Origin of the sequence: Microbacterium esteraromaticum (genome assembly GCF_016907315.1) — a bacterium.
Classification (GTDB): domain Bacteria; phylum Actinomycetota; class Actinomycetes; order Actinomycetales; family Microbacteriaceae; genus Microbacterium; species Microbacterium esteraromaticum.
This window is the reverse complement of sequence record NZ_JAFBBS010000001.1, coordinates 347,729-373,927: the sequence shown is the minus strand read 5'-3', so window position 1 is coordinate 373,927 and position 26,199 is coordinate 347,729. Positions and strand designations below refer to the sequence as shown.

The window sequence follows — 26,199 nt, the reverse complement described above, 5'->3', positions numbered from 1 at the left end:
GTCAGTCGATGCGCTTGTCGCCCGCCCATGCGTCGTCTTCTTCCTCTGCACCGGAGGCCAGGCGATCGGCGTCGATGCTGTCGACCTGATCCGGATCGGCGTCCGGATCGATCTCGACCTCGCCGTCGATCTCCCTGGTCGGCAGGCCCGCGTCGTCTTCTTCGAGGTCGGGATCTTCGGGAAGCATGTTGGGGGTGGGGTTGGTCATGATCGCTCCTCTGCTCGTCGACTCGATGCGAGCCGGGTGCCGTGAATCTAGCTCGCGTGCGGCGCGCACCGCAGGCTCTTGACGCCGCGTCGACCGAGGAGTAGCCGACACTCCCGACCGGCACGGGCGATTTGGCTGTCGCCCGCCGGTACGTAGTATGCTGATCAGGTTGCCGAGTTCGGCAGCGAAGATGGGCCTGTGGCGCAGCTGGTAGCGCACCTGCATGGCATGCAGGGGGTCAGGGGTTCGAGTCCCCTCAGGTCCACCAAGATAGCTCCCCGCCTCGGCGGGGAGTTCTTCGTTTGGCGCTCCGGTCGGCGGTGCACGCCTCGTTGACCCCGGTAGACAGTCTGGCGATGCCCAAACGCCCCATCGTGGCGGAGATCCACAGGAAGATCCCTGCACTCGAGCGCGTGTCGCCGACTTCATGTAGGTCGAACACGAGAAATAGGTCATTTCCGCAGACAGGCTTGCGCTTTCTCCACAAACCGTGTGACGGTCAGTTACCGAACTCAGAAGGAGAGATTCAATGATCGAATCACGTCCCACGAAGAGAACTCGCGGCAAAGTCCTCGCTATCGCCAGCGCTACGGCCATGGTCGGCAGCCTGTTTCTGGCCACAGCCCCGGCCTACGCAGGACCGCCCGCGAACGCACACTGCGGCACAGAAGCCAGCAACAACATCGACGGCTTCGTCAACCACGCGCAGCTGACGAAGGCTCTCGACAAGATCGAGCACACGACCAACGGCACCGTCGCGGTCGACGTCCTCGGTCAGACGGGCAATGGAACCGACATCTACACCGCGCGCGTCGGCCATGGCGACACCGTCATCTTCATCGAGTCGCAGATCCACGGCAACGAGAACCACGGCACCGAGGCGCTGCTCAACCTGCTCGCTGACTGGGGCAGCAACACGCGCGCCGCCCAGCAGCTGCGCGATGCGGTCACGATCGTCACGATCCCGCGTATGAACGTCGACGGCGGCGAGAACGACACGCGTCAGAACCAGCACTCGTGGGACGAGGTCGTCGCTGACTTCCCCCAGCTCGCAGGTGCGCAGCCCTCGTGGAACTACAACTCGCGCGTCGGCGGCTTCGACATGAACCGCGACTTCAACCCCGACCTCGACTATGTTCCGAACCCCGCGGACTTCCCTGGTACGAGCGCCGGCACTGGCTGGTACATCAACCCCGAGACCCAGCTCGTGCGCGACCTGTATCGCGACCTCGAAGGTGAGTTCGGCACCGTCGACTACTTCGTGGACCTGCATAACCAGGGCAACTGCTACCTGGACTCCGCCACAGGAGAGCGTTCATTCCTGTCGATCTCGGGCCGCTTCATCGCCGACCCGACCGCGTTCGGCGACTGGCCCAAGTTCGATTACGATCACTCGCGTCGCGCAAACGTCGCTGTGTACAACGCTCTGCAGAACCGCGGCGAGTCAGGCTTCGGCAACGTGACGCTGTACCCGCAGGACACAAACCTCCCCGGCACTGCTCTCGGCTCGTTCGCTCTGCGTGGCAGCGCGACGGTCCTCTTCGAGACCTCGAGCCAGACACAGTACGACGGCACGAAGTCCAGCGGCAAGCTGGTCAAGCAGGTCGAAACCGGTCTCATGGGCCTCGTCGACGCGGTCGTTGACGGCAGCATCGACAACCTCGACCCCGAAGACTATGAGGACATTCCGACGCGCGAGCCGTTCCCGCGCGACTGATTCCTCGACGCCGTTGGAGTTCCCCATTGGAGAGCCTGTTCTCGGTTGGATCCGCTCCGCCCGAGAACAGGCTCTCAGCCTTCCCGCCGCGCACCGCTGAAGGCCTCCACGTCCGTCGGCTCACCAGAGGCTCTCCAGAGCGCACGACGTCTGCTCCCGGATGCCTGGGCGCCGCCGCTATGCGAACACACTGAACACGTAGAGCACGAAGAGCAGCAGATGCGTGGCGCCGTGCAACGGGTTCAGGCGCCGCGCGCTGAAGGTGGACATCGTCAGCAGCAGGGTGAGGCCCAGCAGCAGCAGATTCCCCGGGCTCTCGGCGAGCAGCACGGTCTGCCCGGTCAGCAGGCCGATCGTGAGCACCGCGGGGATCGTAAGCCCGGCGGTCGAGACCAGGGCACCGTGGCACAGATTGCTGACCCGCTGCATCTCGCCGCCCAGCGCCGCCCGCACGGTGGTGATCGTCTCGGGCAGGAACACGATCATCGCGATGAGGATGCCCGACAGTGCCACCGGCGCTCCGAGTCTCCCCAACCCATCGTCGAGCAGCGTCGCCATGTCGTGCGAGAGCAGCACGATCGGCAGCACGAGGGCGAGCAGAAGCAGGGCGCGGGCGATGAGCTCCGCGCGGTGCTCGACCATCACGGCCACCGCGGAGGTGCGGGTGCCATCGCCACGGGCATCCCGGCTGTCGTCCACCTCCTGGAAATCCGTCTTCTGTGCGCCCATCTGACGCAGCAGGAAGAACGCGTAGAGCAGCACGACGAGCACGATCATCGCCACCGCTGCGGCGGGGGCATAGGCGCCGCCGTCACCGAGGAACGCCGGGAACGCGAAGGCCACCGCGAGCAGCACGATGAGCATGCCGAGGTACGTCGAGACGCCCGTCCGATTCGCCCTGGGCTCGGAGTGACGCAGTCCGCCGGCGATGAGCGCGACGCCGATGACCAGATTCATGATGATCATCGACACGGCCATCACCGAGTCCCTCGCGATCGTCTGATGCTCACCGGGCCCGAGCATCACGGCGGCGATGAGGATCACCTCGATCGCGGCGATAGACAGCGTCAGCACGAGGGTGCCGTACGGATCACCGAGGCGATGCGCCAGATGCTCGGCCTCGATGACCACGCCGAATGCGCAGACGACGATCACCGCGACGATGGCCGCCAGCGCCAGCCAGAGCATGATCGTCGGCAATGGCCCTGACAGCAGCGGCCCGAGGGCCAGCAGGAGGACGAATGAGCCCCAGCCGAGCACGAGACGCACGATGGCGCTGCGAGTGAGGACGGAGCGGAGGAGGTCTGAGCGGGTCACGGTGCGAACCGAATCTGCGGGGCCGTCCCCACCTGTGATCTCTCCGCCGGGTCGTCCCGCCGGTCGCTTCAGAACCAGGGTAGCAAGCAGGAACAACGGCGCCTGTGCAGATGTTGTGCACGGGTGTGAGCATTCTCGACAGCGTCGTGATCGGAGCTGGCCAGGCGGGCCTCTCTGCGTCGTACCACCTGCAGCGGCTCGGCGTCGAGCACGTCGTACTCGACGCGAACGTGCACCCGGGCGGGGCCTGGCAGCACCGGTGGGATGCCCTGACCATGCGCGATGTGCATCGCGTCGCCGAGCTGCCCGGCGACGACGCGCCCGTGCATGACGATGCCCGAGCGAACATCGCCGTGCCGCAGACGTTCGCTGCATACGAACGAGAGCATGACCTGCCCGTGATCCGTCCTGTCCACGTCGACGACGTGCGCGACGACGACGGCATCCTGGTGGTCCGGGCGGGGGAGCGGTCCTGGCGCAGTCGCACCCTCGTCAACGCGACGGGCACCTGGACCCAGCCATTCGTGCCGCACTACCCGGGCATGGAGACCTTCGTCGGTGAGCAGCTGCACACCGTCGACTATCCGGGACCCGAGCACTTCCGCGGCAAGCGGGTGCTGGTCGTCGGCGGCGGCGCATCCGCCGTGCAGTTCCTCGGTGCGCTCGCCCCGATCGCCGACACGGTGTGGGTGACCCGCAGGCCGCCGGTCTGGCGAACCGACGACTTCACGCCCGAGGCGGGGGCCGCTGCGGTCGCCCTGGTCGAGCAGAGAGTCGCTCAGGGCCTGCCGCCCGAGAGCGTCGTCAGCGTCACAGGACTGATGCTGCGTCCGCAGGAGCGGGAAGCCGAGCGGCTCGGGGCGTACGCGGCACGACGCCCGATGTTCTCGTCGATCGAGCCCGACGGCGTGCGGTGGGCGGACGGGTCCTTCGAAGCTGTCGACATCATCGTCTGGGCAACCGGGTTCCGGCCCGCGATCGCCCACCTCGCCCCGCTTCGTCTGCGCGGCCCGCGAGGCGGCATCCAGCTCGATCGTGGCGGGCGCGGCACGACCGCGGTGGCCGATCCCCGCATCCAGCTCGTCGGCTACGGGCCCTCAGCGAGCACGATCGGAGCCAACCGCGCCGGGCGCATTGCAGCGACCGGTGTGCGCCGGCAGCTCTCTCAGCTCGCCGCCGACTCCGCGGCGAGTGGCACCCCGAGCCAGGCGTCGAGTATGGCGTGACGCAGAGCGTTACCCCGCTCAGCGAATACCCGCTGCCGGCGCACGTACTCGGCCTTGCCCTCCGCGGTCTCGATCCGCACCGGCCGAACACCCCACTCCGACAGATCGTAGGGCGCGGCCTCCATGTCGAGACGGCGGATGTCGGAGGCGAGCTCGAAGGCGTCGAGCATGAGCTCACCCGGTACCAGCGGACCCAGCTTGATGGCCCACTTGTACACGTCCATGCCCGCATGGAGGCATCCGGGCTGCTCGAGATCGGGCTGGCTCTCACGACTCAGGGGCAGCCGGTTGCGGGGCGCCGCGTCGTCGGTGAAGAAGCGGAAGGCATCGAAATGCGTGCATCGCAGGTCGCCGTCCTCGACGACCGCATCCGTACCAGCGCTGCCCAGCCGCAGGGGAACGGCATGCCGGTGCTCCTCGGTGCGATAGACCATCGCCCATTCGTGCAGTCCGAAGCATCCGAACTGACCGGGGCGTGCAGCCGTCAGCCGCAGCATGCGCTCGATGAGCGAGGCGAGCTGCGGCTTCTCTGCGCGGAACATCTCCGCATCGGGAACGACGTCACCGGAATGGGGGCCGGGCGAGTACCACCGCCAGCCGGCTCGCTCGGCGGCGTCGTGAAGCGTTACCCCCGCACCGGGATGCCACCTGCGCAGCTGCGCGGGCTTGTACGAGTAATAGGTGAAGAGGAAGTCCTCGACCGGATGCTTCTCGCCGCGCTGCTGACGCTTGCGGTGCGCAGCCGTCAGAGCGTCGGCTCGCTCGGAATGCGCCTCAGCACGAGCCGACCATTCGGCGCGCGACAGAGTCATCATGACGGGTCGTTGAGGATGCCGACCTCGGTGAGCCGCTCGCGCAGGCCGGCGCCGTCCTCGGCGCTCACCCACGGAACGTCCCCGTCGGCGTGCTCACCTGACGCACGACCGCCGGCCAGCACCGCCTCGGCCGGCAGCAGGCGGCGGATCGCCACCGCGGCGACCGATGAGGGATGCTCCTCCTGGAACTGCGAGTAGATCGCCTCGTCGTGCTGTCCGTCGTCTCCGATCAGCAGCCACCTGACGTTCGGGAACTCCTGCGCCAGGCGGCGGAGGTTGCTCGTCTTGTGCGCCTGGCCACTGCGGAACCAGCGGTCGTGCGTGGGGCCCCAGTCGGTGAGCAGCATGGCGCCGGCCGGGAAGAGGTGACGGCTGAGGAAGCGCCGCAGGGTCGGCGCGACATTCCACGCTCCGGTCGAGAGGTAGATCATCGGCGAGCCGGGGTTGTCGCGCCGCAGCTGCTCGAGCAGCACCGCCATGCCGGGCACCGGCGTGCGGGCGTGCTCGTCGACCACGAACGAGTTCCATGCGGCGATGAACGGCCTCGGCAGCGCCGTGACCATCACGGTGTCGTCCACGTCGGACACCACGCCGAACTCGACGTTCTCGTCGACGATGAAGGCGGTGGCCTCGAGCGGCTTCTGTCCCTCGACAGACATCGTGAAGGTCTGCCAGCCCGCTGGGAGGTCCGCGTCGATCACCGTGTCGATCACGCCGCCGCGGTCGGCGACGACCGTGTGCGTCCGCCCGCCGATCTCGATGACGACGGAGGCGAAGCTGACCGGGATACTGACGAACGAGCGCCAGCCCCGGACACTGCCCTCGCCGCGGGTCTTCTTCAGCGGCGCCGGCACGATCAGCGCGCGACCCACGACGCGGACCCAGCCGGCGGTGCTGCCGTAGCCGGGGAAAGGCACCGCGGTCGCCGAACGCCCCCGTCGGCGAGCGCGTCGCTCGCGCCAGACGTGGACGCGGTGTTCGAGTCGGGCGAACCAGTGGATCTTGGCCGGTGAGGCAGGAGACATCGTCACCAGTCTTTCACGGTTGCGCTGCAGGGTCACCCTTCGGAGTGCCGCTCGCCTTCGTTCACCTCGCCGGGATGGCGCATGTGCCGCTCCTCGCGCCGTGCGAGCAGCTTCTTGCCGACGAGCAGCACCACCAGCAGCACCACGATGACCCCGACGAACAGGTAGCCGGCGTAGTGCACTCGGTCCGAGAGCTCGTGGTAGCTGCCGGCAGCGGTGGCGGCGAGGCCGACATAGAGACCGGACCACAGCACGCACGCAGGCAGCGTCCAGGCGATGAACCGGCGGTACGCGTACCCGCTCATCCCCACGGTGAGCGGCACGAGCGAGTGCAGCACCGGCAGGAACCGGGAGAGGAAGATGGCGACGCCGCCGCGGCGACGAAGATAGCGCTCGGAGCGCTGCCAGTGCTCCTCGCCGATCCGGCGCCCGAGCCAGGAGGCGCGGATGTGCGGACCTGCCCAGGTGCCCAGCCAGAAGCCGATGGACTCGCCGATCAGCGCGCCGATGACCACCGTGACGCCGAGTGCGATGCCCTCTGCCCAGCCGTCGACGCCGATCGCCGCCACGAGGACGACCGTGTCGCCGGGGACGACGAGGCCGATCAGGATGCTCGTCTCGAGCATGATCGCCACACCCGCCAGCACCGTGCGCAGCACCGGGTCGACGGCCTGCACGGCCTCGATGACCCAGAGCACGAAGTCGTTCACCCCATGAGCGTAAAGCCTGCCGCGGAGCCATACGCTGTGAAGGTGCCCGCACCACTCCCGCTGAGCGCACGCGTCGCGCGTGCCGTCGACGATCGGCATCCGGACGTCGAGACGATGTTCGCCCGCTTGTTCGGCCGCGAGGGGGATGTCTTCTGGCTGGATGCCGGCATCGACCCGCAGGTCGGCTGGAGTCTCATCGGAACGGGCCTCGCCGAGCTCGATCTCGGGGCGGTGCGCGCCGTCGACCTGAGCAGACCGGCGGAGACGTCGCCCATCCCGTTCCTCGGCGGCTGGGTCGGCTGGCTGCCGTACGAGCACGGCGCTGCGGCGAACGGCGCGCCCGTCGCCGGCACCGCAGCGCCGCCGACCTGGATCGCCGTCGCCCGCGCGGTTGCGGTGGACCATGCCACGGGCGAGGTGCATGCGCTCGCGCCTGCGGACGAGATCGACGCATGGGCGCGCACCGTGAGCGAGGCGATGAGCGCCTCTGCTCTCGAACCCGCCGCAGACCCCGCAGGCTCGCAGATCGCGACCCCGAGGCACGGGGTGACCGAGTACACCGCACTCGTCGAGGAGTGCAGGGCGGCGATCCGGCGCGGCGACGCGTATCAGCTGTGCCTCACGACGCGATTCACGACAGCGCGGCCCGGTGATCCCTTCGCCGTCTACCGGCGACTGCGTGCGGCGACGCCCGCTCATCACGGCGGCTACCTGCGGGTGGGGGAGCAGCACGTGCTCAGCGCGAGCCCCGAGCAGTTCCTCGCGACAGGCGACGGGCGGGCGTCGACGAGCCCCATCAAGGGGACCCGGCCGCGCGGTGCGACGGCGGAGGACGACGCCCGGCTCGCCGATGAGCTGCGCGCCGATGTCAAGGAGCGCGCGGAGAACGTCATGATCGTCGACCTCATGCGCAACGACCTGTCGCACGTCGGCGTCCCGGGCACGGTCGACGTCGAGAGGCTCTGGCAGGTCGAGACGTATCCCGCGGTCCATCAGCTTGTCAGCACGGTCAGCGTTCGGCTGCGCGAGGGCGTCACCTTCGGCGACCTGTGCGACGCCGCCTTCCCCGCGGGCAGCATGACCGGTGCGCCCAAGCTGTCGGCGATGACGATCCTGCACCGCCTCGAGCGGGCGCCTCGCGGCATCTACTCCGGATGCTTCGGACACGTCGGCCTCGACGGACGCGTCGACCTGGCGATGGTCATCCGCACGATCGTGGTCGACGCGGACTCGGCATCCGTGGGCGCCGGCGGCGGGATCACCTGGCTGTCGCAGCCGGAAGCCGAGGCTGCCGAGGTCGCGACGAAGGCGCGAGCGCCGCTCGCCGCCCTCGGTGCGCAGCTGCCGCAGCCGTGGCGGGACCTGCTGCCGGTTACCTAGGCGCGTCTGGCTCGCGATACCCTGGAAGGACCCGATTTCCGGGCTGTCCCGCATCGTCAGATTGGCCGTTTCCTTGACCGAGCACGCGTCGCACGCCGAGTCCACTGAAGTCATGTCCGCACATGACATCCAGCTCAAGTGGCAGGAGTACTGGGCCGACAATGAGACGTTCGTGGCCGGCGGCGACGACGACGAGAGGCCGCGCAAGTACATCCTCGGCATGTTCCCGTACCCGTCGGGCGATCTGCACATGGGGCACGCCATCAACTACCTGTACCCCGACATCGTCGCGCGGTACTGGCGTCACCGCGGCCACAACGTGCTCAACCCGATCGGCTGGGACTCGTTCGGCCTGCCCGCTGAGAACGCGGCCATCAAGCGCGGCGCTGACCCGCGTGAGTGGACCTACAAGAACATCGACCAGCACAAGGCCGGCTTCCGCGGCTACGGCATGTCGTACGACTGGTCGCGCGTGCTGCACACCTCCGACCCCGAGTACTACCGCTGGAACCAGTGGCTGTTCCTGAAGCTGTACGAACGCGGTCTCGCGTACCGCAAGAAGAGCGCCGTGAACTGGTGCCCGAACGACCAGACGGTGCTGGCCAACGAGCAGGTCGTCGACGGCCGATGCGAGCGGTGCGGCGCCGAGGTCGTCAAGAAGAAGCTGACGCAGTGGTACTTCAAGATCACCGAATACGCCGACCGTCTGCTCGATGACCTCGACACCCTCGAAGGCCACTGGCCGCACAAGGTGCTGCAGATGCAGCGGAACTGGATCGGCCGATCGACGGGAGCCGACGTCGACTTCCTGATCGAGGGTCGCGACGAGCCCGTCACAGTCTTCACGACGCGCCCCGACACCCTGCACGGCGCGACGTTCTTCGTGATCGCCCCTGACTCCGACCTGGCGGCGGAGCTGGCATCCGGAGCGTCGTCCGAGGTGCGCGAGCGCTTCCAGGGCTACCTCGAGACGGTGCAGAAGCAGAGCGAGATCGAGCGGCAGTCGACCGACCGTCCGAAGACGGGCGTGTTCCTCGAGCGCTTTGCGATCAACCCGGTGAACGGCGGGCGGATGCCGATCTGGGCCGCCGACTACGTCCTGGCCGACTACGGTCACGGTGCCGTGATGGCCGTGCCGGCGCACGACCAGCGCGACCTCGACTTCGCCCGCGCCTTCGATCTGCCGATCCGGGTCGTGCTCGACACGACCGTCGCTGGCGGGGCGAACGAGGGTGAGGACCTGGCTGAGCTCGACCCTGCGATCACCGGCGTCGCTCTGATCGGCAACGGCCGCATGACGGGTTCGGGTGAGCTCGACGGCCTCGAGAAGAACGAGGCCATCGCCCGCACGGTCGAGAAGCTGAGCGAGGCGGGCACCGGCCGCGCCGCGAAGAACTACCGCCTGCGCGACTGGCTGATCTCGCGTCAGCGCTTCTGGGGCACCCCGATCCCGATGCTCCACCTGGACGACGGCAGCGTCGTGCCGGTGCGCGAGGACCGCCTGCCCGTGAAGCTGCCGAGCGTCGACGGTCTCGACCTGCGCCCCAAGGGCTCGTCGCCCCTGGGCGCGGCCGAGTCGTGGGTGCGCACGATCGATCCGGCTTCTGGCGAGCCCGCTCTGCGTGACGCCGACACGATGGACACCTTCGTCGACAGCTCGTGGTACTTCCTGCGGTTCCTGTCGCCGAACAGCGACGAGTTCGCCTTCGACCCCGAGCAGGCGAAGCGGTGGGCTCCGATCGACGGCTACTTCGGCGGTGTCGAGCACGCGATCCTGCACCTGCTGTACGCCCGCTTCATCACCAAGGTGCTGTTCGACCTCGGTCTGATCGACTTCGAGGAGCCGTTCTCGAACCTGGTGAACCAGGGCATGGTCATCATGGACGGCGCGAAGATGTCGAAGAGCAAGGGCAATCTCGTCGAGCTGTCCGACCTTCTCGGGCAGTACGGCGCCGACGCGCTGCGCCTGGGGCTGGCGTTCGCCGGCCCGGTTGAGGACGACAAGGAGTGGAACGGCGTCTCGCTGTCGGGCGCACAGAAGTTCCTCTCGCGTGCGCTGCGCGTCGCGGACGAGGTCGCGAGCGAGCCAGGCACGACTCCCGATGCCGGTGACGTGACCCTGCGTCGCATCACCCACCGTCTGCTGGCCGATGCGCCGTCACTGGTCGAGCAGACCAAGTTCAACGTGCTCGTCGCCCGTCTGATGGAGCTCGTGAACGGCATCCGCAAGACGATCGACACCGGTGCAGGCGCCGCCGACTCTGCGGTGCGCGAGGCCGCCGAGACGGTGGCGATGATCATCGAGCTCATCTCCCCGCACACCGGGGAGGAGATGTGGGCACGACTCGGCCACGAGCCGTCGGTGAGCGCCGTGCAGTGGCCGGATGCTGACCCTGCCCTGCTGGTGCAGGCCACGGCGACCGTCGCGGTTCAGGTCAACGGCAAGGTCCGCGCGACCCTCGACGTCGCAGCCGACATCTCCGACGCAGACCTCGAGGCCGCGGCACGCGCCGACGAGAAGGTGCAGCGCGCTCTCGAGGGCAAGGAGATCGTGCGCGTGATCGTCCGCGCGCCGAAGATCGTCAACTTCGCCGTCAAGGGCTGACGGGCTCAGCGGACGCCCGCCGCGTGGTCGGTTCTCCGGCCATGCGGCGGATGATCGCCCCCTATGGAACGGCGCGCGCTAGATGCCCCGGTTCTGCACAGCCATCGGCGCTGGTGAGTTGTCCACACGCAGTGGGATCCGCGCCCGGCGCGATGCGAAGTGCGGCCTAGCGTTGCAGGGTGCCAGCTGACGAACCCGCAGAGTCGCGTCTCGGCGCGCGCTCGCGCCTCAGACTGGGCGTGGGCGCCGCCGTGACGCTGGGGCTGGTGGTGCTCTCGGTCGCGGTCGGGTGGGGCATCCTGCGCGGGCAGGGTGCACCGGTCGAGAGCATCGCGTTCGATGACGGCTCGTCGACGTCATTCCCAGAAGGCGAGGCATCCGGGGTCGCGCCCGCCGATGGGCTGTACGTACACGTGCTCGGCGAGGTCACCGCGCCGGGGCTGTACGTCGTCGATCCCGAGGCCCGGCTCGTGGACGCATTGGCCGCGGCCGGCGGCACGCTCGAGAGCGCCGACCTCCAGGCGGTGAATCTGGCTCGGCCGCTGAGCGACGGCGAGCAGGTCGTCGTACCGAAGATCGGCGCTGAGCCGGCGCAAGGAGCTGCCGGAGCGGCAGGTGCCGGTCCCGACAGCGATGGCGTTGTGAACCTGAACACCGCTGACACCGCGGCACTGGAGACCCTGCCGAGAATCGGTCCCGCCCTCGCTCAGCGGATCATCGACTGGCGTGATGAGAACGGCGGGTTCCGCTCCGTCGACGATCTGCTGGCCGTGCCCGGTATCGGCGAGAAGCTGCTCGCCGGTGTGCGCGAGAAGGTGAGGGTGTGAGAGACCTGCGCACCGCCCTGCTGGCGGTGGCGCTGTGGAGCATCGCTTTGCTTCTGGTCCATGTGCCTGGCCTCGCCGTCCCCGCGAGCGGCGCAGGCATCGCCGGCGCCGTGCTCGTAGTGGCTCTGCGGCGGCGCGGTGCGGGCCTCGTCGTGCTCGGACTGCTGTGCGCCGCGGGGCTCGCAGCCACCGTCGCAGCGGCGCAGCCGGCGCGAGAGATCCTTGCCGCACAGGACGGACACGTGATCGAGGCTCTGGTGGAGGTCACCTCCTCGGCGTCCGCGGGCCGTGACGGCCGGCTGTGGTTCGACGCGCAGACACTCGAGATCGGGCCGCCGGCGCAGCATCAGCGGATCAGCGCGCCGGTTCGCGTCGGAGTCGACCCGATCGACGGCGCGGACCTCGGTGCTGTCCTTCGCGTCACAGGGCAGGGCAAGCGCACGGATGCCGGCGAGCGTGTCGTGCTGGTCGTATTCGGTTCCCGTGCGGAGGTGGCTCGACCGGCGACCGGTATCTTCGCCGTCGCTGCCGGGGTGCGTGAGGGCTTCATCGAGCGCGCCGGGGCACTGCCCGAACCCGGCGCCGGACTTCTGCCCGGTCTCGCCGTGGGCGACACGAGAGCCGTGCCTCCAGACGTGAGCGCGGCGATGCTGGCATCCGGCCTCAGCCACCTCACTGCCGTCAGCGGCGCGAACTGCGCGATCGTCGTCGCAGCCGTCTTCTGGCTCGTGTCGCTGTGCGCCGGCGGACTCTTTCTGCGTGTCGCCCTGTCGCTGCTCGCACTGGGGGCATTCGTCGTGCTCGTCACGCCGGAGCCGAGCGTCGTGCGCGCGTCGGTCATGGCGTCGCTCGCCATGCTCGCGGTGCTGCTCGGTCGTCCGAGCGCGGGACTGCCGATGCTGTCGCTGGCGGTCTGCGGGCTGCTGATCGTCGACCCGTGGCTGGCCGCCGCACCGGGTTTCGCGCTCTCGGCGGCGGCGACCGCCGCGCTGCTCGTGCTGTCGAGGCCGCTGCTGCGCGGGCTCGTCAGGTGGATGCCCCGGCCGCTCGCGCTGGCGCTGTCGGTGCCGCTCGCAGCGCAGCTCGTGTGCGGTCCGATCGTCGCACTGTTCTCCGAGACGCAATCGATCGTCGGAGTGATCGCCAATCTTCTCGCGGCGCCCGCCGCACCCATCGCGACGGTCATCGGGCTTCTCGCGTGCCTGGCGGCACCTCTGCCCGCGCTGGCGGATCTGCTCGCCGCGGCCGCGTGGCTCCCCGCGGCCTGGATCCAGACGACGGCGACCGTGACCGCAGGCCTCCCCGGCGCGACAGCGGCTGTGCCGGCTGGTCCTGTGACGGCGTTCGTGGTCGCGCTGCTGAGCACCGCGGTCACGCTCGTGCTCGTCCGACCTCGTTCGCGACGGCTGCATCTCGCCGCCGCCGCGGTGGTCGTCATCGCCCTGGCCGTATCGGCGGCACGGATGCTGCTCACCGGGCCTCTCGCATCCATGACGGCGCCAGGGGAATGGTCGATCGCCGCCTGCGACATCGGGCAGGGCGATGCGGTGCTGATCAGATCGGATGGCCACACGGCCTTGGTCGACACGGGTGCTGATCCCGACGCCCTCGGTCGCTGTCTCGCCCAGACCGGCACCGAGCAGATCGACCTGCTCGTGCTCACCCACTTCGACCTCGATCACGTCGGCGCGGCGACATCGCTCGCGGGAAGGGTCGCGACGGTGCTGCACGGACCGGTCGCCGAACCCGCCGATCAGAGGATCCTGGACGAGCTGGCGGCGGCAGGCGCGGTGCTCCGGGAGGGGGCTGTCGGCACACACGGGTCGCTGGGTGCGGCCCGATGGCGGATAGTCTGGCCGCCGCCGGACTCAGCGGCGTTTCCGAGCGGCAACGACGCGAGTCTCGTCGTCGACATCGCCGGCGGGGGAGTCCCGCGGATGCTGATGCTCGGCGACCTCTCTGCGGCTCCTCAGCGGCAGCTGCTGTCGAGCGGACGTGTGAACGACCGCTATGCGGTCGTGAAGGTCGCGCACCACGGCAGTCGTGACCAGGAGCCGGCGCTGTACGCCGAGGTCGCGGCGCCGGTGGCGCTGATCAGCGTCGGAGAGGGGAACGACTACGGGCATCCGCGCAAGGAGACTCTCTCGCTGCTCGAGGCTGCGGGCTCTCGGGCGCTGCGCACCGACCGGCGAGGGCTTGTGCTGGTGGGCGGGCACGACGGTCGGCTCGCCGTGTGGACCGAGCACCAGGAGTGAAGGTCGGCACCCGCCGGTAGGCTGAGAGCATGGCAGCTCCTCGTTCTTCGGCACGCAGCACGGCCGCGAAGGGCGCCAAGATCCCGCAGGTGTCGTGGCGTGAGCCGCGACCCGCTCCGATCGTGCTCGTGTCGGGTCCTGAAGAGGTGCTGGCCGAGCGTGCGATCGCCGGTGTGCGCGACTACCTGCGTGCGGAAGATCCCGCGCTCGAAGTGAGCGACATCCGAGCTGATGACTATTCCGCCGGCAGCCTGCTCGGGCTCACCTCGCCCTCACTGTTCGGCGAGCCCCGTCTCGTTCGCGTGGCAGGGGTCGAGAAGTGCACTGACGCTTTCCTCCAGGAGGCTGTTCGCTACCTCGAGGCACCGCAGGAGGGTGCGACGGTGATCCTCCGCCACACCGGAGCGACCGTGCGCGGCAAGAAGCTGCTCGACGCGGTGCGCGCCGGCACCGGCGGCGGCATCGAGATCCCCTGCGCCGCCGTCAAACGAGACTCCGACCGCGTCGACTTCGCCGCGGGCGAGTTCAAGTCCGTGAAGAAGCGCATCCAGCCGACCGCCCTGCGTGCGCTCGTCTCGGCCTTCGCCGATGACCTCACCGAGCTCGCTGCTGCGTGTCAGCAGCTGATCGGCGACGTCGAGGGCGACATCACGGATGACGTCATCAGCAAGTACTACGGCGGCCGGGTCGAGGTATCGGCGTTCGTCGTCGCAGACACCGCCATCGCCGGTCGTTACGGCGAGGCTCTCGTCGCACTGCGTCACGCTCTGGCATCCGGAGCCGACCCCGTGCCCATGGTCGCCGCCTTCGCCATGAAGCTGCGCACCATGGCGCGCGTCGCCGGCCGGCGCGAGCCCAGCCGTCAGCTCGCGCAGCAGCTGGGTATGAAGGACTGGCAGGTGGATCGCGCCCGCAAAGATCTCGCAGGGTGGAACGAGCGCTCGCTCGGCATGGCGATCCAGGCGACGGCCCGCGCCGATGCCGAGGTCAAGGGCGCCGCACGCGACCCGATCTTCGCCCTCGAGCGCATGGTGACGGTCGTCGCCACCCGAGACGCCTTCACCGCCTCTCACTGACCTGACACAGCAGAAGGCCCGCCCCGCGAACGGGACGGGCCTTCAGAGCAGGATGCTTCAGCTCAGAGCGCGGCGACCTGCTTGGCGATGGCCGACTTGCGGTTCTTCGCCTGGTTCTTGTGCACGACGCCCTTGCTGACGGCCTTGTCGAGCTTCACGGAAGCGACCTTGAGGGCGCCCTCTGCGGCCTCCTTGTCGCCGGCGGCGATGGCCTGGCGGGTCTTGCGGACCAGCGTCTTCAGCTCGCTCTTGACGGCGCGGTTGCGCTCCTGAGCCTTCAGGTTGGTCTTGTTGCGCTTGATCTGCGACTTGATGTTTGCCACGTGTGGACACTTTCTGTCTGGATGGGAATCGGATGCTGCCGACGGTAGAGGGACGTCGCACAGCGGTCGTGAGGGACGAACCCACACGCAAGCCAAGAAACAATACTACCAGCAGCCGGGACCAGGTGCGGACCCCGCCTCATCAGCGTGCCGGCCCTCGCTCACGTCCGCCCCTGTGCATCAACGACCGCCGTCGCCACTCGCAGCACCGCGTTGAAGACGGACGGGCGCATCGCCGTCACCAGGTGCGACGCCCGTGGCACGACGATCAGCTCGGCATGCGGCGCAAGACGCTGGAACAGCCCCTCATTCACTCTCAGCTGGTCGAACTGCCCGTTCACGAACCAGAGCGGAACCCGGATGCGCGAGAGCGAGGTCGACAGGTCGAGCGCCTCGAGGCTGCTCAGGGCGGCATCCTGTGCGTCGAACGCGTACCCACCCGCGGCGAAGTCGCCGCGGGTGTCGACAGGCAGCGTCGCCGCGAGCACCCGATCCGTGAGCCACTGCCCACGCCCTGGGAGCGAGTTCATCGCCCCGGCGAGCACACGGTACGCGCGCAGCGCCGGCCCGCGGGGAAGAGCGGTGCACGACACCGCGACGATCCCCGCGATCGGCGGCGGGTCCTCGCCGCCCGCATAGGCGAGGGAGAGCAGCCCGCCCATCGAATGGCCGACGAGCAGCACCGGTCCGGCGGCAGCGGCTCTGCGCACCGCGACGTCGATGGTGTGCAGAGCCTCATGCAGGGTGAAGTCCTCATCCATCCGCGTGCCGTGCGCGGGCAGATCGACCGCAGTCGCCGCGATCCCGTTCTCGGCCAGCCACTCGAGCTGCGAACGCCACATCGTCGCCGACGTGCGGATCCCGTGCACGAGGACGACCTGAACGCTCACACGTTCAGCATAAGAAAGAAAGCGGGGCCGGTGGATCATCCACCGGCCCCGCTCGTCGGGCGCTGTGCGGTCTGCTCAGCTACCCGTCAGATCACTTCTCGTAACCCACGTTCTCCACCGGCTGGATGCCGAAGAGGTCGAGGCCCACGTAGGGCTCGGGGGTCAGGTTGGCGAGACCCTCCTTGACGGTCCAGATCTCCGGGCCGTTGAAGGCGGGAAGCAGACCCCACGTCTGCGACATGATCTCGGCCTCCATCTCCATGGCCTTGATGGTCTGCTTCTCGGGGTCGGAGATGGTCTCCAGCTCCTCGTGGATCATCTTGTCGATCTCCGGCGTCTGGGTGCCGGTGAGGTTCAGGCTGTCGCCCTGGCAGTACAGCTGGCAGAACCACGCCGCGCCGAACGGGTCGGACGAGGTGAAGTTCAGGAAGAAGATGTCACCGTTCTGGGTGTTGTAGTCCTCGGCGAAGTCTGCAGACGGACGCATGTCCACCTCGACCTCGACGCCGACCTTCTTCAGCTGCGCCTGCACGGCGAGCGAGCGAGCCTTGGCGGTCTCGGTGTCGCTGTGCACGGGGAAGACGAGCTTCAGCCGCTCGCCGTCCTTCTCACGGATGCCGTCGTCGCCGGCAACCCAGCCGGCCTCGTCGAGGAGCTTGTTCGCAGCCTCGGTGTCGCCGTCCTTGCGGCCGGCCTTCTCGAGCGAGTTCGAGTAGTTCGGCTGGAACGAGAACAGCGTGAGCGAGCCCGCCGGGTCCTCGGTGTAGTTCAGGCCGTTGAAGACGATCTTCTTGACCTCTTCGAGGTTGATCGCGGTCATGACGGCCTTGCGGACCTCGAGGTCCTCGAGCGCCGGCGACTTGGCGTTCAGGGTGAACAGCGCGTTAGCGGTGGCCTGACCCTTGTAGGTCTTGACGCCCTTGAGGTCCTCGACCTGCGCGAGCAGCTCGGCGGAGCCGGTCTCGGCCATGTCGACCTCGCCGTTGCGCAGAGCGTTGACGGCAGCGGTCGGCTCCATCTGGATGAAGCTCACCTCGTCGAGCAGCGGCTTCTCGCCCCACCACTTGTCGTTCGGCTCGAGGGTGACGACGCCACCGGTCTTGTCGAACTCCTTGATCGTGTACGGGCCGGCTGCCCACTCCGGGTGCCAGTCACCGAGGAACGCGGTGTTGAACTTCTCGGGGGTGTCGACAGCGGGGTGCAGCAGCTGCGAGTAGACCATCTCGGGCCAGGCGAACTCGCCCTTGAAGGTGACGATGACGTCGCGGTCGTTCTCGCCGGCCTCGACGGACTCGATCTCCTTCCAGCCATCGGTGGAGTTCGGCTGGTACTCCTCGTTCTCGCCGCTCTGGGCCTGCCAGGTCGCCTTGAACGCCGAGACGTCGATCGGGGTGCCGTCGTTCCAGACAGCCTTCTCGTTGACCTTGAAGTGCAGGACGGTCTTGCCGTCCTCGACGCCGAACTTGTACTCGTCGAGGTACGCGTCGTTCTTGTAGACCGTTCCGTCCGGCTTCATCAGCAGGATCTGGGGACGGAACCACGTGCCGATCTGGGTGACGCGAGCGTCGCCGTCGCCGTGGAAGTAGTTGAGCTGCTCGGCGATGTTCGAGACGGGGATGCGAAGCTCGCCACCCTGCTTGAGGTTCTCGCGCGGCTGCGGGTTGTAGTCCGCACCGGTGACGGTCTGGGCGTCGCCCTCGTCGCCGGTTCCGTTGCCGTTGCCCGCGGGCGCACATCCGCTCATGACGAGTGCGAGGGCGCCACTGAGGGCTGCGATGCCCACCAGCTTCTGATGCCGTTTCATGGTACTCCTTAGTGCCTGTCGGCCTTTCTTGGGATAGGGGCAGACTAACTCCGCCCCTGCAACGCGGTTCGACGCCACAGCCGTTTCGTTATCGGACTGTGCATAATCGATCGCGAGTCAGGAAGCGGCGACCGCATCGAACCCGTCGACGGGGAGGATGATGCGCTCGCGTGTGCGCTCGATGTCAGGATCCGGGATCGGGATGGCCGACAGCAGAGCCTTCGTGTACGGGTGCTGCGGGTCGTCGAACACCTGATCGACATCCCCCTGCTCGACGAAAGCGCCCTTGTACATGACGGCGACGCGATCGGCGATGTGCCGGATCACGGCGAGGTCGTGGGCGACGAACAGATACGAGAGACCGAGCTTCGCCTTGAGCTCGTCGAGCAGGTTGATGACGCCGGCCTGGATCGACACGTCGAGCGCCGAGACGGGCTCGTCGAGTACGACGATCTTCGGGTTCGTCGACAGCGCGCGGGCGATGCCGATGCGCTGACGCTGACCGCCCGAGAACGCCTGCGGGAAGCGATCGACGTGCGCCGGGTCGAGACCGACCAGCCCCATCAGCTCCTCCACGCGATCGAACACCTCGGCCTTGGGCATCCCGATCGCCAGCATCGGCTCTGCGATGATGTCCCACACCGTCATACGCGGGTCGAGCGCGCCCATCGGATCCTGGAAGACGATCTGCAGGTCGCGGCGCAGCTTGCGCTCCTGAGCACGGTTGCGGATGTCCGCGACGCTGGTGCCGGTGATCCGGATGTCGCCGTCCTCCTGCTTCACCAGATCCATGATCTGCAGCAGGGTCGTCGTCTTGCCGCTGCCCGATTCGCCGACGATCGCCAGCGTCTCGCCCTCGCGGATGTCGAAGCTGATGCCCTTCACCGCCTGGACCTCGCCGACCTTGCGCTTGAGGAACGAGCCCTTCATCAGCGGGAACGACTTCTTCAGGTTGACCGCTTCGAGCGTGATCGGACGCTCCTCGCGCGGGATGCGGGTCAGCGTGCTCTCCGGGATGACCGGAACGGGGTACACCGGCAGGCCGCCGATCCTGCCCTCGTCGTCGATCTCGTGAGCGCGGATGCAGGCCACCGTGTGCGGCGCGTCGCCGTCGGTGCCGATCGGCATGAGGTCGGGCTCCCGCTGGACGCACGCCTCGATCGCGATCGGGCAGCGCGCGGCGAACGGGCAGGCGTCGGGCAGATCGATCAGCAGCGGCGGGTTGCCCTTGATCGGGATCAGGGGCACCTTCTCGCTCTTGTCGACCCGCGGGATCGCCCCGAGCAGGCCGATCGAGTAGGGCATCCGCGTGCGGTAGAACAGCTCGCGCACGGGCGCGTGCTCGACGGGCTTGCCTGCGTACATCACCAGCACGTCGTCGGCGGTCTTGGCCACCACGCCCATGTCGTGCGTGATCATGATCATGGCTGCGCCGGTCTCGTCCTGAGCCTTGTCCATGAGCTCGAGGATCTGCGCCTGGATCGTCACGTCGAGGGCCGTCGTGGGCTCGTCGGCGATGATCAGCTTCGGGTTGTTGGCCATCGCGATAGCGATGACGACGCGCTGGCGCATGCCGCCGGAGAACTCGTGCGGGAACGACTTCATGCGGCGCTCCGGCTCGGGGATGCCGACCAGGGTCAGCAGCTCGACGGCACGGTTCCAGGCATCCTTCTTCGGCAGGCTGCGGTGCACGGTCAGCGCCTCGATGAGCTGGTCGCCGATCGTGAAGACCGGCGTGAGCGAGGTGAGAGGGTCCTGGAAGACCATCGCCATGCCGTTGCCGCGGATGACCGAGAGCTGCTTGTCGGACTTGCCGATGAGCTCCTGGCCGTCGAACATGATCGACCCGGTGACCTTGGCGTTCTCGTCGAGCAGGCCCATGATGGCCAGCGACGTGACCGACTTGCCTGATCCGGACTCCCCGACGATGCTGAGCGTCTTGCCCGCCTCGAGGTCGAACGAGACGCCGCGCACGGCATCGACGCGCCCGGCCTCGGAAGCGAAGCTGACCTTGAGGTCGCGAACGGAAAGAACAGTACTCATGCGCGACCTCCAGCCGCCGAAGTCGGGTCGAGGGCGTCACGCAGGCCGTCGGCGATGAGCGCCATCGACACGGTGAGCAGGGTCAGCGCAGCAGCAGGGAAGTAGAACAGCCACGGTGCACTGACGAGCGTGCTCGAGCCGTACCCGATGAGCGCACCCAGGGAGACGTCCGGCAGCTTGACGCCGAAACCGAGGAACGACAGCGCCGTCTCGGTGACGACCGCGTTCACGACCCCGATCGTGAAGTTGATGACGAGAAGCGATCCGATGTTCGGGAGCATGTGCCGCAGCACGATCTTGATGCCCGAGATGCCCGCGTAGCGCGCGGCATGGATGTACTCCCGCTCGCGGATCGAGAGCGACAGGGTCCAGATGATCCGCGCCGGCATGAACCAGCCGACGACGAAGATCATCACCAGCGAGATGACGATCCAGTTTCCGCCCGCGTCGTTCGAGATCATCGCGAGGATGAGGAAGTTCGGGATCACCATCATGAAGTGGATCACCGTGAGCATGATCCGCTCGTAGGGGCCGCCGAAGTACGCAGCGGTGGCTCCGATCACGGCCGACAGTGCGGTCGTTCCGATCGAGACCACAGCCGCGATCATCATCGAGCGCTGAAGGCCAGTGGCCACCTGGTAGAAGTTGTCGTTGCCCGAGCCGTTCGTGCCGAACCAGTGCGTCGCGTCCGGTGGCGTGCGCAGCGCCATGAAGTCGAGGTCTTCCGGGCCGTAGGGCGAGATCAGCGGCCCGATGACCGAGAACAGCACGAGCAGGGCGAGCACGACGAGGCCGATGACAGCGCCGCGGTTGCGCATGAACCGCCGTGTGTACAGCGACAGCATCGACGTGCGCTTGCGTGCCTTGGGTGTGACGTCGGCCGGGGGATTCGTGGTGATGGAGGACATCAGCTCACCCGCACTCTCGGATCGAGGATGACGACCATGGCATCGGCGAGGATGGCGCCGATGGCGGTCATGAGGGCACCGAACGCGGCGACGGCGACCGTGCCGTGCACGTCGTTCGTGTTCAGCGTCGTGATGAAGTAGCTGCCCATACCGCGCCAGTTGAAGATCGTCTCGGTGATCACCGCGCCGGTGAAGACCAGCGGGATGGTGAAGGCGACCTGGGTGGTGACGGGGATCAGCGAGGTGCGCAGGGCGTGCTTGCGGATGGCCTGCTGCTTGGTGAGGCCCTTGGCGCGAGCGGTGCGCACGTAGTCGGCCTTGATGTTGTCGAGCAGCAGCGACCGCTGGAGGAAGTGGATCTGCGCGTATCCGACGATCACGAGTCCGATGGTCGGCAGTGCGAGATGCTGCAGCGCGTCGATCAGAACGGGGAAGAAGCCCTCGACGCCCTTGCTCGATGAGCCGACCACGTAGAAGACGGTGGTGCCGACCCAGTTGTTGAAGCCGATCGCGAGCAGCACGAGACCGAAACCGGCGACGACGGTCGGGATGTTCATCGTCACGATGCTGGTCGCCTGGCCGATGCGGTCGGCGAGCTTGTACTGGCGAGACGCCGTGTAGACGCCGAGCGCGATGCCGATGACCGTGGTGAGGATCGTCGCGCCGAGCACGAGCTCCGCGCTGACCCAGACGCGGTAGGCGACCTGCTCGTTGACCGACTCTCCGGTGGGGCCCATGCCCCAGTCCCAGTGCAGGACGATGTTCGAGAGCCAGGTCCACCAGCGCTCCACGAGCGGAACGTTCTCGCTCAGATTGCGCGGCCGGAGCAGACCGTCGATCTGCTCGGGCGACATGGGCGGGCGGCGCTGGGAGTAGTTGTTCTCTGGGTCGAGATACAGCCACGCGAGGAAGTAGGTGATGTTCGTCGCGATGACGATCATCAGCACCCACCCGATGAGGCGGCGCAACAGATACTTGATCAAGGTGTTGAGTCTTTCTCTTTTACAGACGCGCTCGGGATCTGCCGACGCAACGCTGGGTCGGGATGCATTCAAACACACCCCCGGGGGAGCGAACGCCGTCAGACACGGGCGGTCCGTGACGGAGTCTTGTCACCGACGGCATCCAGTGCCATCAGGGCAACTTCGCGAGACTATCACCGGTCTGCACGAATGGGTGATCCGCCCGCCTGAACGTAGACTTGCCTGAACCCTCTCGGACGCCTCAAGGACCACATGTCACCCCGCGCTCTCACCCCGCTGTCGCCTGCGGCGACGCCCGCCACGCAGATCCGCAACTTCTGCATCATCGCCCACATCGACCACGGCAAGTCGACGCTGGCCGACCGGATGCTGCAGGTCACCGGCTCGGTGGCGGATCGCGACATGCGCGCGCAGTACCTGGACCGCATGGACATCGAGCGTGAGCGCGGCATCACGATCAAGAGCCAGGCCGTGCGGATGCCCTGGTCGGCGGAGGGCGAGACGTTCGCCCTCAACATGATCGACACCCCGGGCCACGTCGACTTCACCTACGAGGTGTCGCGGTCACTGGCCGCATGCGAGGGCGCCATCCTGCTCGTCGATGCTGCGCAGGGCATCGAGGCGCAGACCCTCGCCAACCTGTATCTGGCGCTCGAGAACGACCTGCACATCATCCCCGTCCTGAACAAGATCGACCTGCCCGCGGCAGACCCCGACAAGTTCGCCAAGGAGCTCGCCGATCTGATCGGCGGAAAGCCTGAGGACGTCCTGCGCGTCTCGGGCAAGACCGGTGTCGGAGTTGAGGAGCTCCTCGACAGGATCGTGCAGGACATCCCCGCCCCGGTCGGAGATCCGGATGCCCCTGCCCGCGCCATGATCTTCGACTCCGTCTACGACTCGTACCGCGGCGTCGTCACCTACGTGCGCATGGTCGACGGCCAGCTGAACCCGCGCGAGCGCATCCAGATGATGTCGACCAAGGCGATGCACGACCTGCTGGAGATCGGCGTCTCGAGCCCCGAGCCCATCCCGTCGAAGGGACTCGGCGTCGGCGAGGTCGGCTACCTGATCACCGGTGTGAAGGACGTGCGCCTCTCCAAGGTCGGTGACACCGTCACAACCGCCAGGAACGCCGCGACCGAGGCGCTGGCCGGCTACACCGACCCGAAGCCGATGGTGTTCTCCGGCATCTACCCGATCGACGGCAGCGACTACGCCGAGCTGCGTGAGGCACTCGACAAGCTCAAGCTGTCCGACGCCTCCCTGCAGTACGAGCCCGAGACCTCTGTCGCGCTGGGCTTCGGCTTCCGCTGCGGCTTCCTCGGACTGCTGCACCTCGAGATCATCACCGAGCGCCTGTCGCGCGAGTTCGGACTCGACCTCATCACCACGGCTCCGAGCGTGATCTACGAGGTGACCACCGATACGGGTGAGAACGTGACCGTCACCAACCCGAGCGAGTATCCGGATGGGCGCGTCGCCTCGGTCGCCGAGCCGATGGTCAAGGCGGCGATCCTGCTGCCCAAGGACTACGTCGGCACAGTGATGGAGCTGTGCCAGTCGCGGCGAGGGTCGCTGCTCGGCATGGAGTACTTCTCGGAGGAGCGCGTCGAGCTGCGCTACATGATGCCGCTCGGCGAGATCGTGTTCGACTTCTTCGACCACCTCAAGTCCAGGACTCAGGGCTACGCATCGCTCGACTACGAGCCCGCCGGAGTCCAGGAGGCCGACCTGGTGAAGGTCGATGTGCTGCTGCAGGGCGACAAGGTCGACGCCTTCAGCGCCATCGTGCACCGCGACAAGGCCTATGCGTACGGCACGCTCATGACCGAGCGGCTGCGCAAGCTCATCCCTCGTCAGAACTTCGAGGTTCCGATCCAGGCCGCCATCGGCGCCAGGATCATCGCTCGGGAAACCATTCGCGCACTCCGCAAGGACGTGCTCGCCAAGTGCTACGGCGGTGACATCAGCCGCAAGCGCAAGCTGCTCGAGAAGCAGAAGGAGGGCAAGAAGCGCATGAAGATGGTCGGCCGCGTCGAGGTGCCGCAGGAGGCGTTCATCGCAGCCCTGTCGGGTGACGTCGAAGGCAAGGATAAGAAGTAGTCCACCGCGAACGCGGTGTCGTTCGGAGTCTGTTCAGACAGGTCACTTAGGCTGGAGATCATGCGGCGCGGGACTTTCCGAGAAGGCACGGTGGACTATGCCGCGGTGGGTGCGACCCATGCGCCCGACCTCATGCAGTATCCGCCGGAGCGCAGCATCCCGGCCGAGGACTCGTGGCGTCTCGGCAGCGGCGAGGATCGCTTCCGCACCGCGGGTGAAGCCCTGCTGTCCTGGACGGCGCAGCGCGCCGCCGGCCTCGAGCTGCGCGACGTCCGTCCCGCCGCCGGGTCGGCGTACACGGGCGTCAGCTTCGATGCGGAGGGTGCTCCCATCGCGCCGAACCGCACCCAGGTCGAACAGCGCTTCGCCGCCGACGGCATGCCCTTCGTCGCGCCGGGGATGACGCTCAAGCTGCACGGCCGAGTGAAGGGCATGCGGGCGGATGCCGAGCTGCGGGTCATCTCGGTGACCGAGGAGCATCGTCGTATCGGCTTCGTGCTCGGCACCGTCGGCGGCTCGGTGGTCAGCGGTGAGGAGTCGTTCGACATCGAGTGGCGCGAGGACACCGACGAGGTGTGGTTCACGGTGCGTGCCTTCGACGCGCCCGTGGCTCTGCTCTACCGTCTTCCCGGCATGGTGCGCCGCCGGCGCCGCGAGCTGTTCGCGCTGTACCTGCGCGCCATCTCGCCGCTGTACGCGACGCCGATCTGATGGCGGGTGCTCTTCCGCTGGGTGACCCCGCCCCATCCCACGGACGTCTTCCCGAAGACCTCGTCGTCGACGCTGCGGCGCCCTTCTCCGCTTATCTGCACGTGCCGTTCTGCCGCGTGCGCTGCGGCTACTGCGACTTCAACACCTATACGGCGACCGAACTGCGCGGCGCGAAGCAGGACGAGTACGCCGACACGCTGATCCGCGAGATCGCACTCGCCCGCGATGTGCTCGACGAAGCCGGGGGCATCCGTCCGCTCGACACCGTCTTCTTCGGCGGAGGCACACCCACTCTGCTGCCCGCCGGTGATCTGGCCCGGATGCTCACCGCGGCGACGGCCGCCTTCGGCATCCGTGACGGCGCCGAGGTGACGGTCGAGGCCAACCCCGACACGGTCACGCCCGAGGTCGTGCGGACGCTGGTGGATGCCGGTGTGACCCGCCTCTCGATCGGCATGCAATCGGTCGTGCCGCACGTGCTCGCCGCTCTCGACCGCACGCATCGTCCCGAGAACGTGCGCACGGCCGTCGATGCCGCTCGGGACGGCGGGCTCGACGTCAGCGTCGATCTCATCTACGGCGCGCCGGGGGAGTCGCTGGCCGACTGGGAGCGGTCGCTCGACGCGGCGCTCGCACTCGCACCCGACCACATCTCGGCGTATGCGCTGATCATCGAGGACGGCACCAAGCTCGCCAGGCAGATCCGTCGCGGCGAGGTCGCTGCACCCGACGACGATCTGCAGGCCGACATGTACGAGGCAGCCGATCAGCGGCTGGGCGCGGCAGGTTTCGACTGGTACGAGGTGAGCAACTGGGCGCGCGCCGACGGCGGCGATCACCGTTCGCGGCACAATCTGGCGTACTGGCGCGGATCGGACTGGTGGGGATTCGGACCCGGAGCGCACAGCCATGTCGCGGGGCTGCGGTGGTGGAACGTGAAGCATCCGGCCGCCTATGCGCAGCGGCTCGCGCTGGCCGAGTCGCCCGCAGCGGGACGTGAGCGGCCCGACCTCGAGGCGCGCACCCTCGAGCGCGTGCTGCTGCAGAGCCGTCTAGCGGAGGGGCTGCCCATCGACGACATAGCAGAGAGCCGTCGGGACCGCGTCGCCGAGCTCATCTCCGACGGCCTCGCCGACGCGAGCGCCGCGCTGCGAGAGCGCCGAGTGCGGCTGACGCTGCGCGGCCGGCTGCTGGCCGATGCCGTCGTGCGCGCGCTCACCGAGTGATCGCCGCGCGCCGCTCCGGCCACAGCCGCTCCAGGGTAGGATTGGCA

Annotated in this window: 21 protein-coding genes and 1 tRNA gene; 11 read left to right on the top strand and 11 right to left on the bottom strand. The window is 67.9% G+C overall.

All coding sequences use genetic code 11. The features are described from left to right. Position 1: 1 nt before the first annotated feature. Positions 2-208: a hypothetical protein gene (locus JOE67_RS01835; RefSeq protein WP_204973838.1), complete on the bottom strand. Its 207-nt coding sequence runs from the start codon at positions 206-208 to the stop codon at positions 2-4. Positions 209-400: 192 nt separating this feature from the next. On the opposite strand from JOE67_RS01835, the gene JOE67_RS01830 reads away from it, so the two are divergent. Both JOE67_RS01830 and JOE67_RS01825 read left to right on the top strand, forming a co-directional pair. Beyond that, a tRNA-Ala gene (locus JOE67_RS01830) sits at positions 401-476 on the top strand. A 261-nt stretch (positions 477-737) separates the two neighbouring features. Continuing rightward, the gene (locus JOE67_RS01825) at positions 738-1,925 is read left to right on the top strand and encodes a M14 family zinc carboxypeptidase (protein ID WP_239527946.1); all 1,188 of its coding nucleotides are present in this window, start codon (positions 738-740) and stop codon (positions 1,923-1,925) included. A gap of 177 nt (positions 1,926-2,102) precedes the next feature. On the opposite strand, the gene JOE67_RS01820 is transcribed toward JOE67_RS01825, so the two are convergent. Then, positions 2,103-3,242 (bottom strand): calcium:cation antiporter, encoded by a 1,140-nt coding sequence (locus JOE67_RS01820; protein ID WP_204973837.1) that lies wholly within the window; start codon positions 3,240-3,242, stop codon positions 2,103-2,105. A gap of 125 nt (positions 3,243-3,367) precedes the next feature. Here JOE67_RS01820 and JOE67_RS01815 point away from each other — a divergent pair, with 125 nt between their 5' ends. Continuing rightward, positions 3,368-4,468, top strand: a complete 1,101-nt coding sequence (locus JOE67_RS01815) for an FAD-dependent oxidoreductase (protein WP_204973836.1) — start codon at positions 3,368-3,370, stop codon at positions 4,466-4,468. On the opposite strand, the gene JOE67_RS01810 is transcribed toward JOE67_RS01815, so the two are convergent. From JOE67_RS01810 to JOE67_RS01800, 3 genes are read right to left on the bottom strand one after another with little or no spacing between them, the layout of a single operon-like run. Next, a complete protein-coding gene (locus tag JOE67_RS01810) occupies positions 4,408-5,280 on the bottom strand; it encodes a 3-methyladenine DNA glycosylase (RefSeq protein WP_204976603.1) in 873 nt (290 codons plus the stop codon). The two genes, JOE67_RS01815 and JOE67_RS01810, sit on opposite strands and share 61 nt — an antisense overlap. Then, on the bottom strand, positions 5,280-6,308 hold the full coding sequence (locus JOE67_RS01805; RefSeq protein ID WP_204973835.1) for an App1 family protein: 1,029 nt from the start codon (positions 6,306-6,308) through the stop codon (positions 5,280-5,282). Before JOE67_RS01805 ends, JOE67_RS01810 begins: the two co-directional genes overlap by 1 nt. 32 nt (positions 6,309-6,340) lie before the next feature. Next, positions 6,341-7,018, bottom strand: coding sequence for a VTT domain-containing protein (locus JOE67_RS01800; protein ID WP_204973834.1), 678 nt, complete (start codon positions 7,016-7,018; stop codon positions 6,341-6,343). Positions 7,019-7,060: 42 nt separating this feature from the next. On the opposite strand from JOE67_RS01800, the gene pabB reads away from it, so the two are divergent. The 5 genes from pabB (at position 7,061) to holA (ending at position 15,161) form a co-directional block, all read left to right on the top strand. Next, positions 7,061-8,398 (top strand): aminodeoxychorismate synthase component I, encoded by a 1,338-nt coding sequence (pabB, locus tag JOE67_RS01795; protein WP_338041463.1) that lies wholly within the window; start codon positions 7,061-7,063, stop codon positions 8,396-8,398. A gap of 112 nt (positions 8,399-8,510) precedes the next feature. After that, on the top strand, positions 8,511-11,003 hold the full coding sequence (leuS, locus tag JOE67_RS01790) for a leucine--tRNA ligase (RefSeq protein WP_204973833.1): 2,493 nt from the start codon (positions 8,511-8,513) through the stop codon (positions 11,001-11,003). A gap of 179 nt (positions 11,004-11,182) precedes the next feature. Next, the gene (locus JOE67_RS01785) at positions 11,183-11,830 is read left to right on the top strand and encodes a ComEA family DNA-binding protein (protein WP_338041462.1); all 648 of its coding nucleotides are present in this window, start codon (positions 11,183-11,185) and stop codon (positions 11,828-11,830) included. Then, positions 11,827-14,085, top strand: a complete 2,259-nt coding sequence (locus JOE67_RS01780; protein WP_338041461.1) for a ComEC/Rec2 family competence protein — start codon at positions 11,827-11,829, stop codon at positions 14,083-14,085. Before JOE67_RS01785 ends, JOE67_RS01780 begins: the two co-directional genes overlap by 4 nt. A gap of 29 nt (positions 14,086-14,114) precedes the next feature. After that, on the top strand, positions 14,115-15,161 hold the full coding sequence (holA, locus tag JOE67_RS01775) for a DNA polymerase III subunit delta (RefSeq protein ID WP_204973832.1): 1,047 nt from the start codon (positions 14,115-14,117) through the stop codon (positions 15,159-15,161). A 62-nt stretch (positions 15,162-15,223) separates the two neighbouring features. Here the strand turns inward: holA and rpsT are convergent, their stop codons facing one another. The 6 genes from rpsT to JOE67_RS01745 all read right to left on the bottom strand — a co-directional run bounded on the left by rpsT (position 15,224) and on the right by JOE67_RS01745 (position 22,112). Next, positions 15,224-15,484, bottom strand: a complete 261-nt coding sequence (rpsT, locus tag JOE67_RS01770; protein WP_182253380.1) for a 30S ribosomal protein S20 — start codon at positions 15,482-15,484, stop codon at positions 15,224-15,226. A 161-nt stretch (positions 15,485-15,645) separates the two neighbouring features. Then, positions 15,646-16,374, bottom strand: coding sequence for an alpha/beta fold hydrolase (locus tag JOE67_RS01765; RefSeq protein ID WP_204973831.1), 729 nt, complete (start codon positions 16,372-16,374; stop codon positions 15,646-15,648). Between the two features lie 91 nt (positions 16,375-16,465). Continuing rightward, positions 16,466-18,178, bottom strand: coding sequence for an ABC transporter family substrate-binding protein (locus JOE67_RS01760; protein ID WP_204973830.1), 1,713 nt, complete (start codon positions 18,176-18,178; stop codon positions 16,466-16,468). 117 nt (positions 18,179-18,295) lie between these two features. Then, positions 18,296-20,221 carry an ABC transporter ATP-binding protein gene (locus tag JOE67_RS01755; protein ID WP_204973829.1) on the bottom strand — a complete coding sequence of 642 codons (1,926 nt, stop codon included), beginning with the start codon at positions 20,219-20,221 and terminating at the stop codon, positions 18,296-18,298. After that, positions 20,218-21,129, bottom strand: a complete 912-nt coding sequence (locus JOE67_RS01750) for an ABC transporter permease (protein ID WP_204973828.1) — start codon at positions 21,127-21,129, stop codon at positions 20,218-20,220. The genes JOE67_RS01755 and JOE67_RS01750 overlap by 4 nt, the downstream gene beginning before the upstream one ends. Further along, positions 21,129-22,112 (bottom strand): ABC transporter permease, encoded by a 984-nt coding sequence (locus tag JOE67_RS01745; protein ID WP_204973827.1) that lies wholly within the window; start codon positions 22,110-22,112, stop codon positions 21,129-21,131. Before JOE67_RS01745 ends, JOE67_RS01750 begins: the two co-directional genes overlap by 1 nt. Before the next feature lie 252 nt (positions 22,113-22,364). Between JOE67_RS01745 and lepA the strand changes: the two genes are divergently transcribed. Genes lepA through hemW form a run of 3 tightly spaced genes read left to right on the top strand, consistent with a single transcriptional unit; the run spans position 22,365 to position 26,152 of the window. Further along, on the top strand, positions 22,365-24,215 hold the full coding sequence (gene lepA / locus JOE67_RS01740) for a translation elongation factor 4 (RefSeq protein ID WP_204973826.1): 1,851 nt from the start codon (positions 22,365-22,367) through the stop codon (positions 24,213-24,215). A 60-nt stretch (positions 24,216-24,275) separates the two neighbouring features. Beyond that, entirely contained in the window at positions 24,276-24,926 is a 651-nt protein-coding gene (locus JOE67_RS01735; protein ID WP_204973825.1) for a DUF1990 family protein, read from the top strand. Further along, positions 24,926-26,152: a radical SAM family heme chaperone HemW gene (hemW, locus tag JOE67_RS01730; RefSeq protein ID WP_204973824.1), complete on the top strand. Its 1,227-nt coding sequence runs from the start codon at positions 24,926-24,928 to the stop codon at positions 26,150-26,152. Before JOE67_RS01735 ends, hemW begins: the two co-directional genes overlap by 1 nt. Positions 26,153-26,199: the final 47 nt, after the last annotated feature.

What these genes read in the sequence shown, in the direction of transcription:
- JOE67_RS01805 (WP_204973835.1), bottom strand. Translation starts at nt 6,308, where the DNA reads ATGTCTCCTGCCTCACCGGCCAAGATCCACTGGTTCGCCCGACTCGAA.
- holA (WP_204973832.1), top strand. Translation starts at nt 14,115, where the DNA reads ATGGCAGCTCCTCGTTCTTCGGCACGCAGCACGGCCGCGAAGGGCGCC.
- JOE67_RS01750 (WP_204973828.1), bottom strand. Translation starts at nt 21,129, where the DNA reads ATGTCCTCCATCACCACGAATCCCCCGGCCGACGTCACACCCAAGGCA.
- lepA (WP_204973826.1), top strand. Translation starts at nt 22,365, where the DNA reads ATGTCACCCCGCGCTCTCACCCCGCTGTCGCCTGCGGCGACGCCCGCC.
- JOE67_RS01755 (WP_204973829.1), bottom strand. Translation starts at nt 20,221, where the DNA reads ATGAGTACTGTTCTTTCCGTTCGCGACCTCAAGGTCAGCTTCGCTTCC.
- JOE67_RS01810 (WP_204976603.1), bottom strand. Translation starts at nt 5,280, where the DNA reads ATGACTCTGTCGCGCGCCGAATGGTCGGCTCGTGCTGAGGCGCATTCC.
- JOE67_RS01735 (WP_204973825.1), top strand. Translation starts at nt 24,276, where the DNA reads ATGCGGCGCGGGACTTTCCGAGAAGGCACGGTGGACTATGCCGCGGTG.
- leuS (WP_204973833.1), top strand. Translation starts at nt 8,511, where the DNA reads ATGTCCGCACATGACATCCAGCTCAAGTGGCAGGAGTACTGGGCCGAC.
- JOE67_RS01760 (WP_204973830.1), bottom strand. Translation starts at nt 18,178, where the DNA reads ATGAAACGGCATCAGAAGCTGGTGGGCATCGCAGCCCTCAGTGGCGCC.
- hemW (WP_204973824.1), top strand. Translation starts at nt 24,926, where the DNA reads ATGGCGGGTGCTCTTCCGCTGGGTGACCCCGCCCCATCCCACGGACGT.
- JOE67_RS01835 (WP_204973838.1), bottom strand. Translation starts at nt 208, where the DNA reads ATGACCAACCCCACCCCCAACATGCTTCCCGAAGATCCCGACCTCGAA.
- JOE67_RS01825 (WP_239527946.1), top strand. Translation starts at nt 738, where the DNA reads ATGATCGAATCACGTCCCACGAAGAGAACTCGCGGCAAAGTCCTCGCT.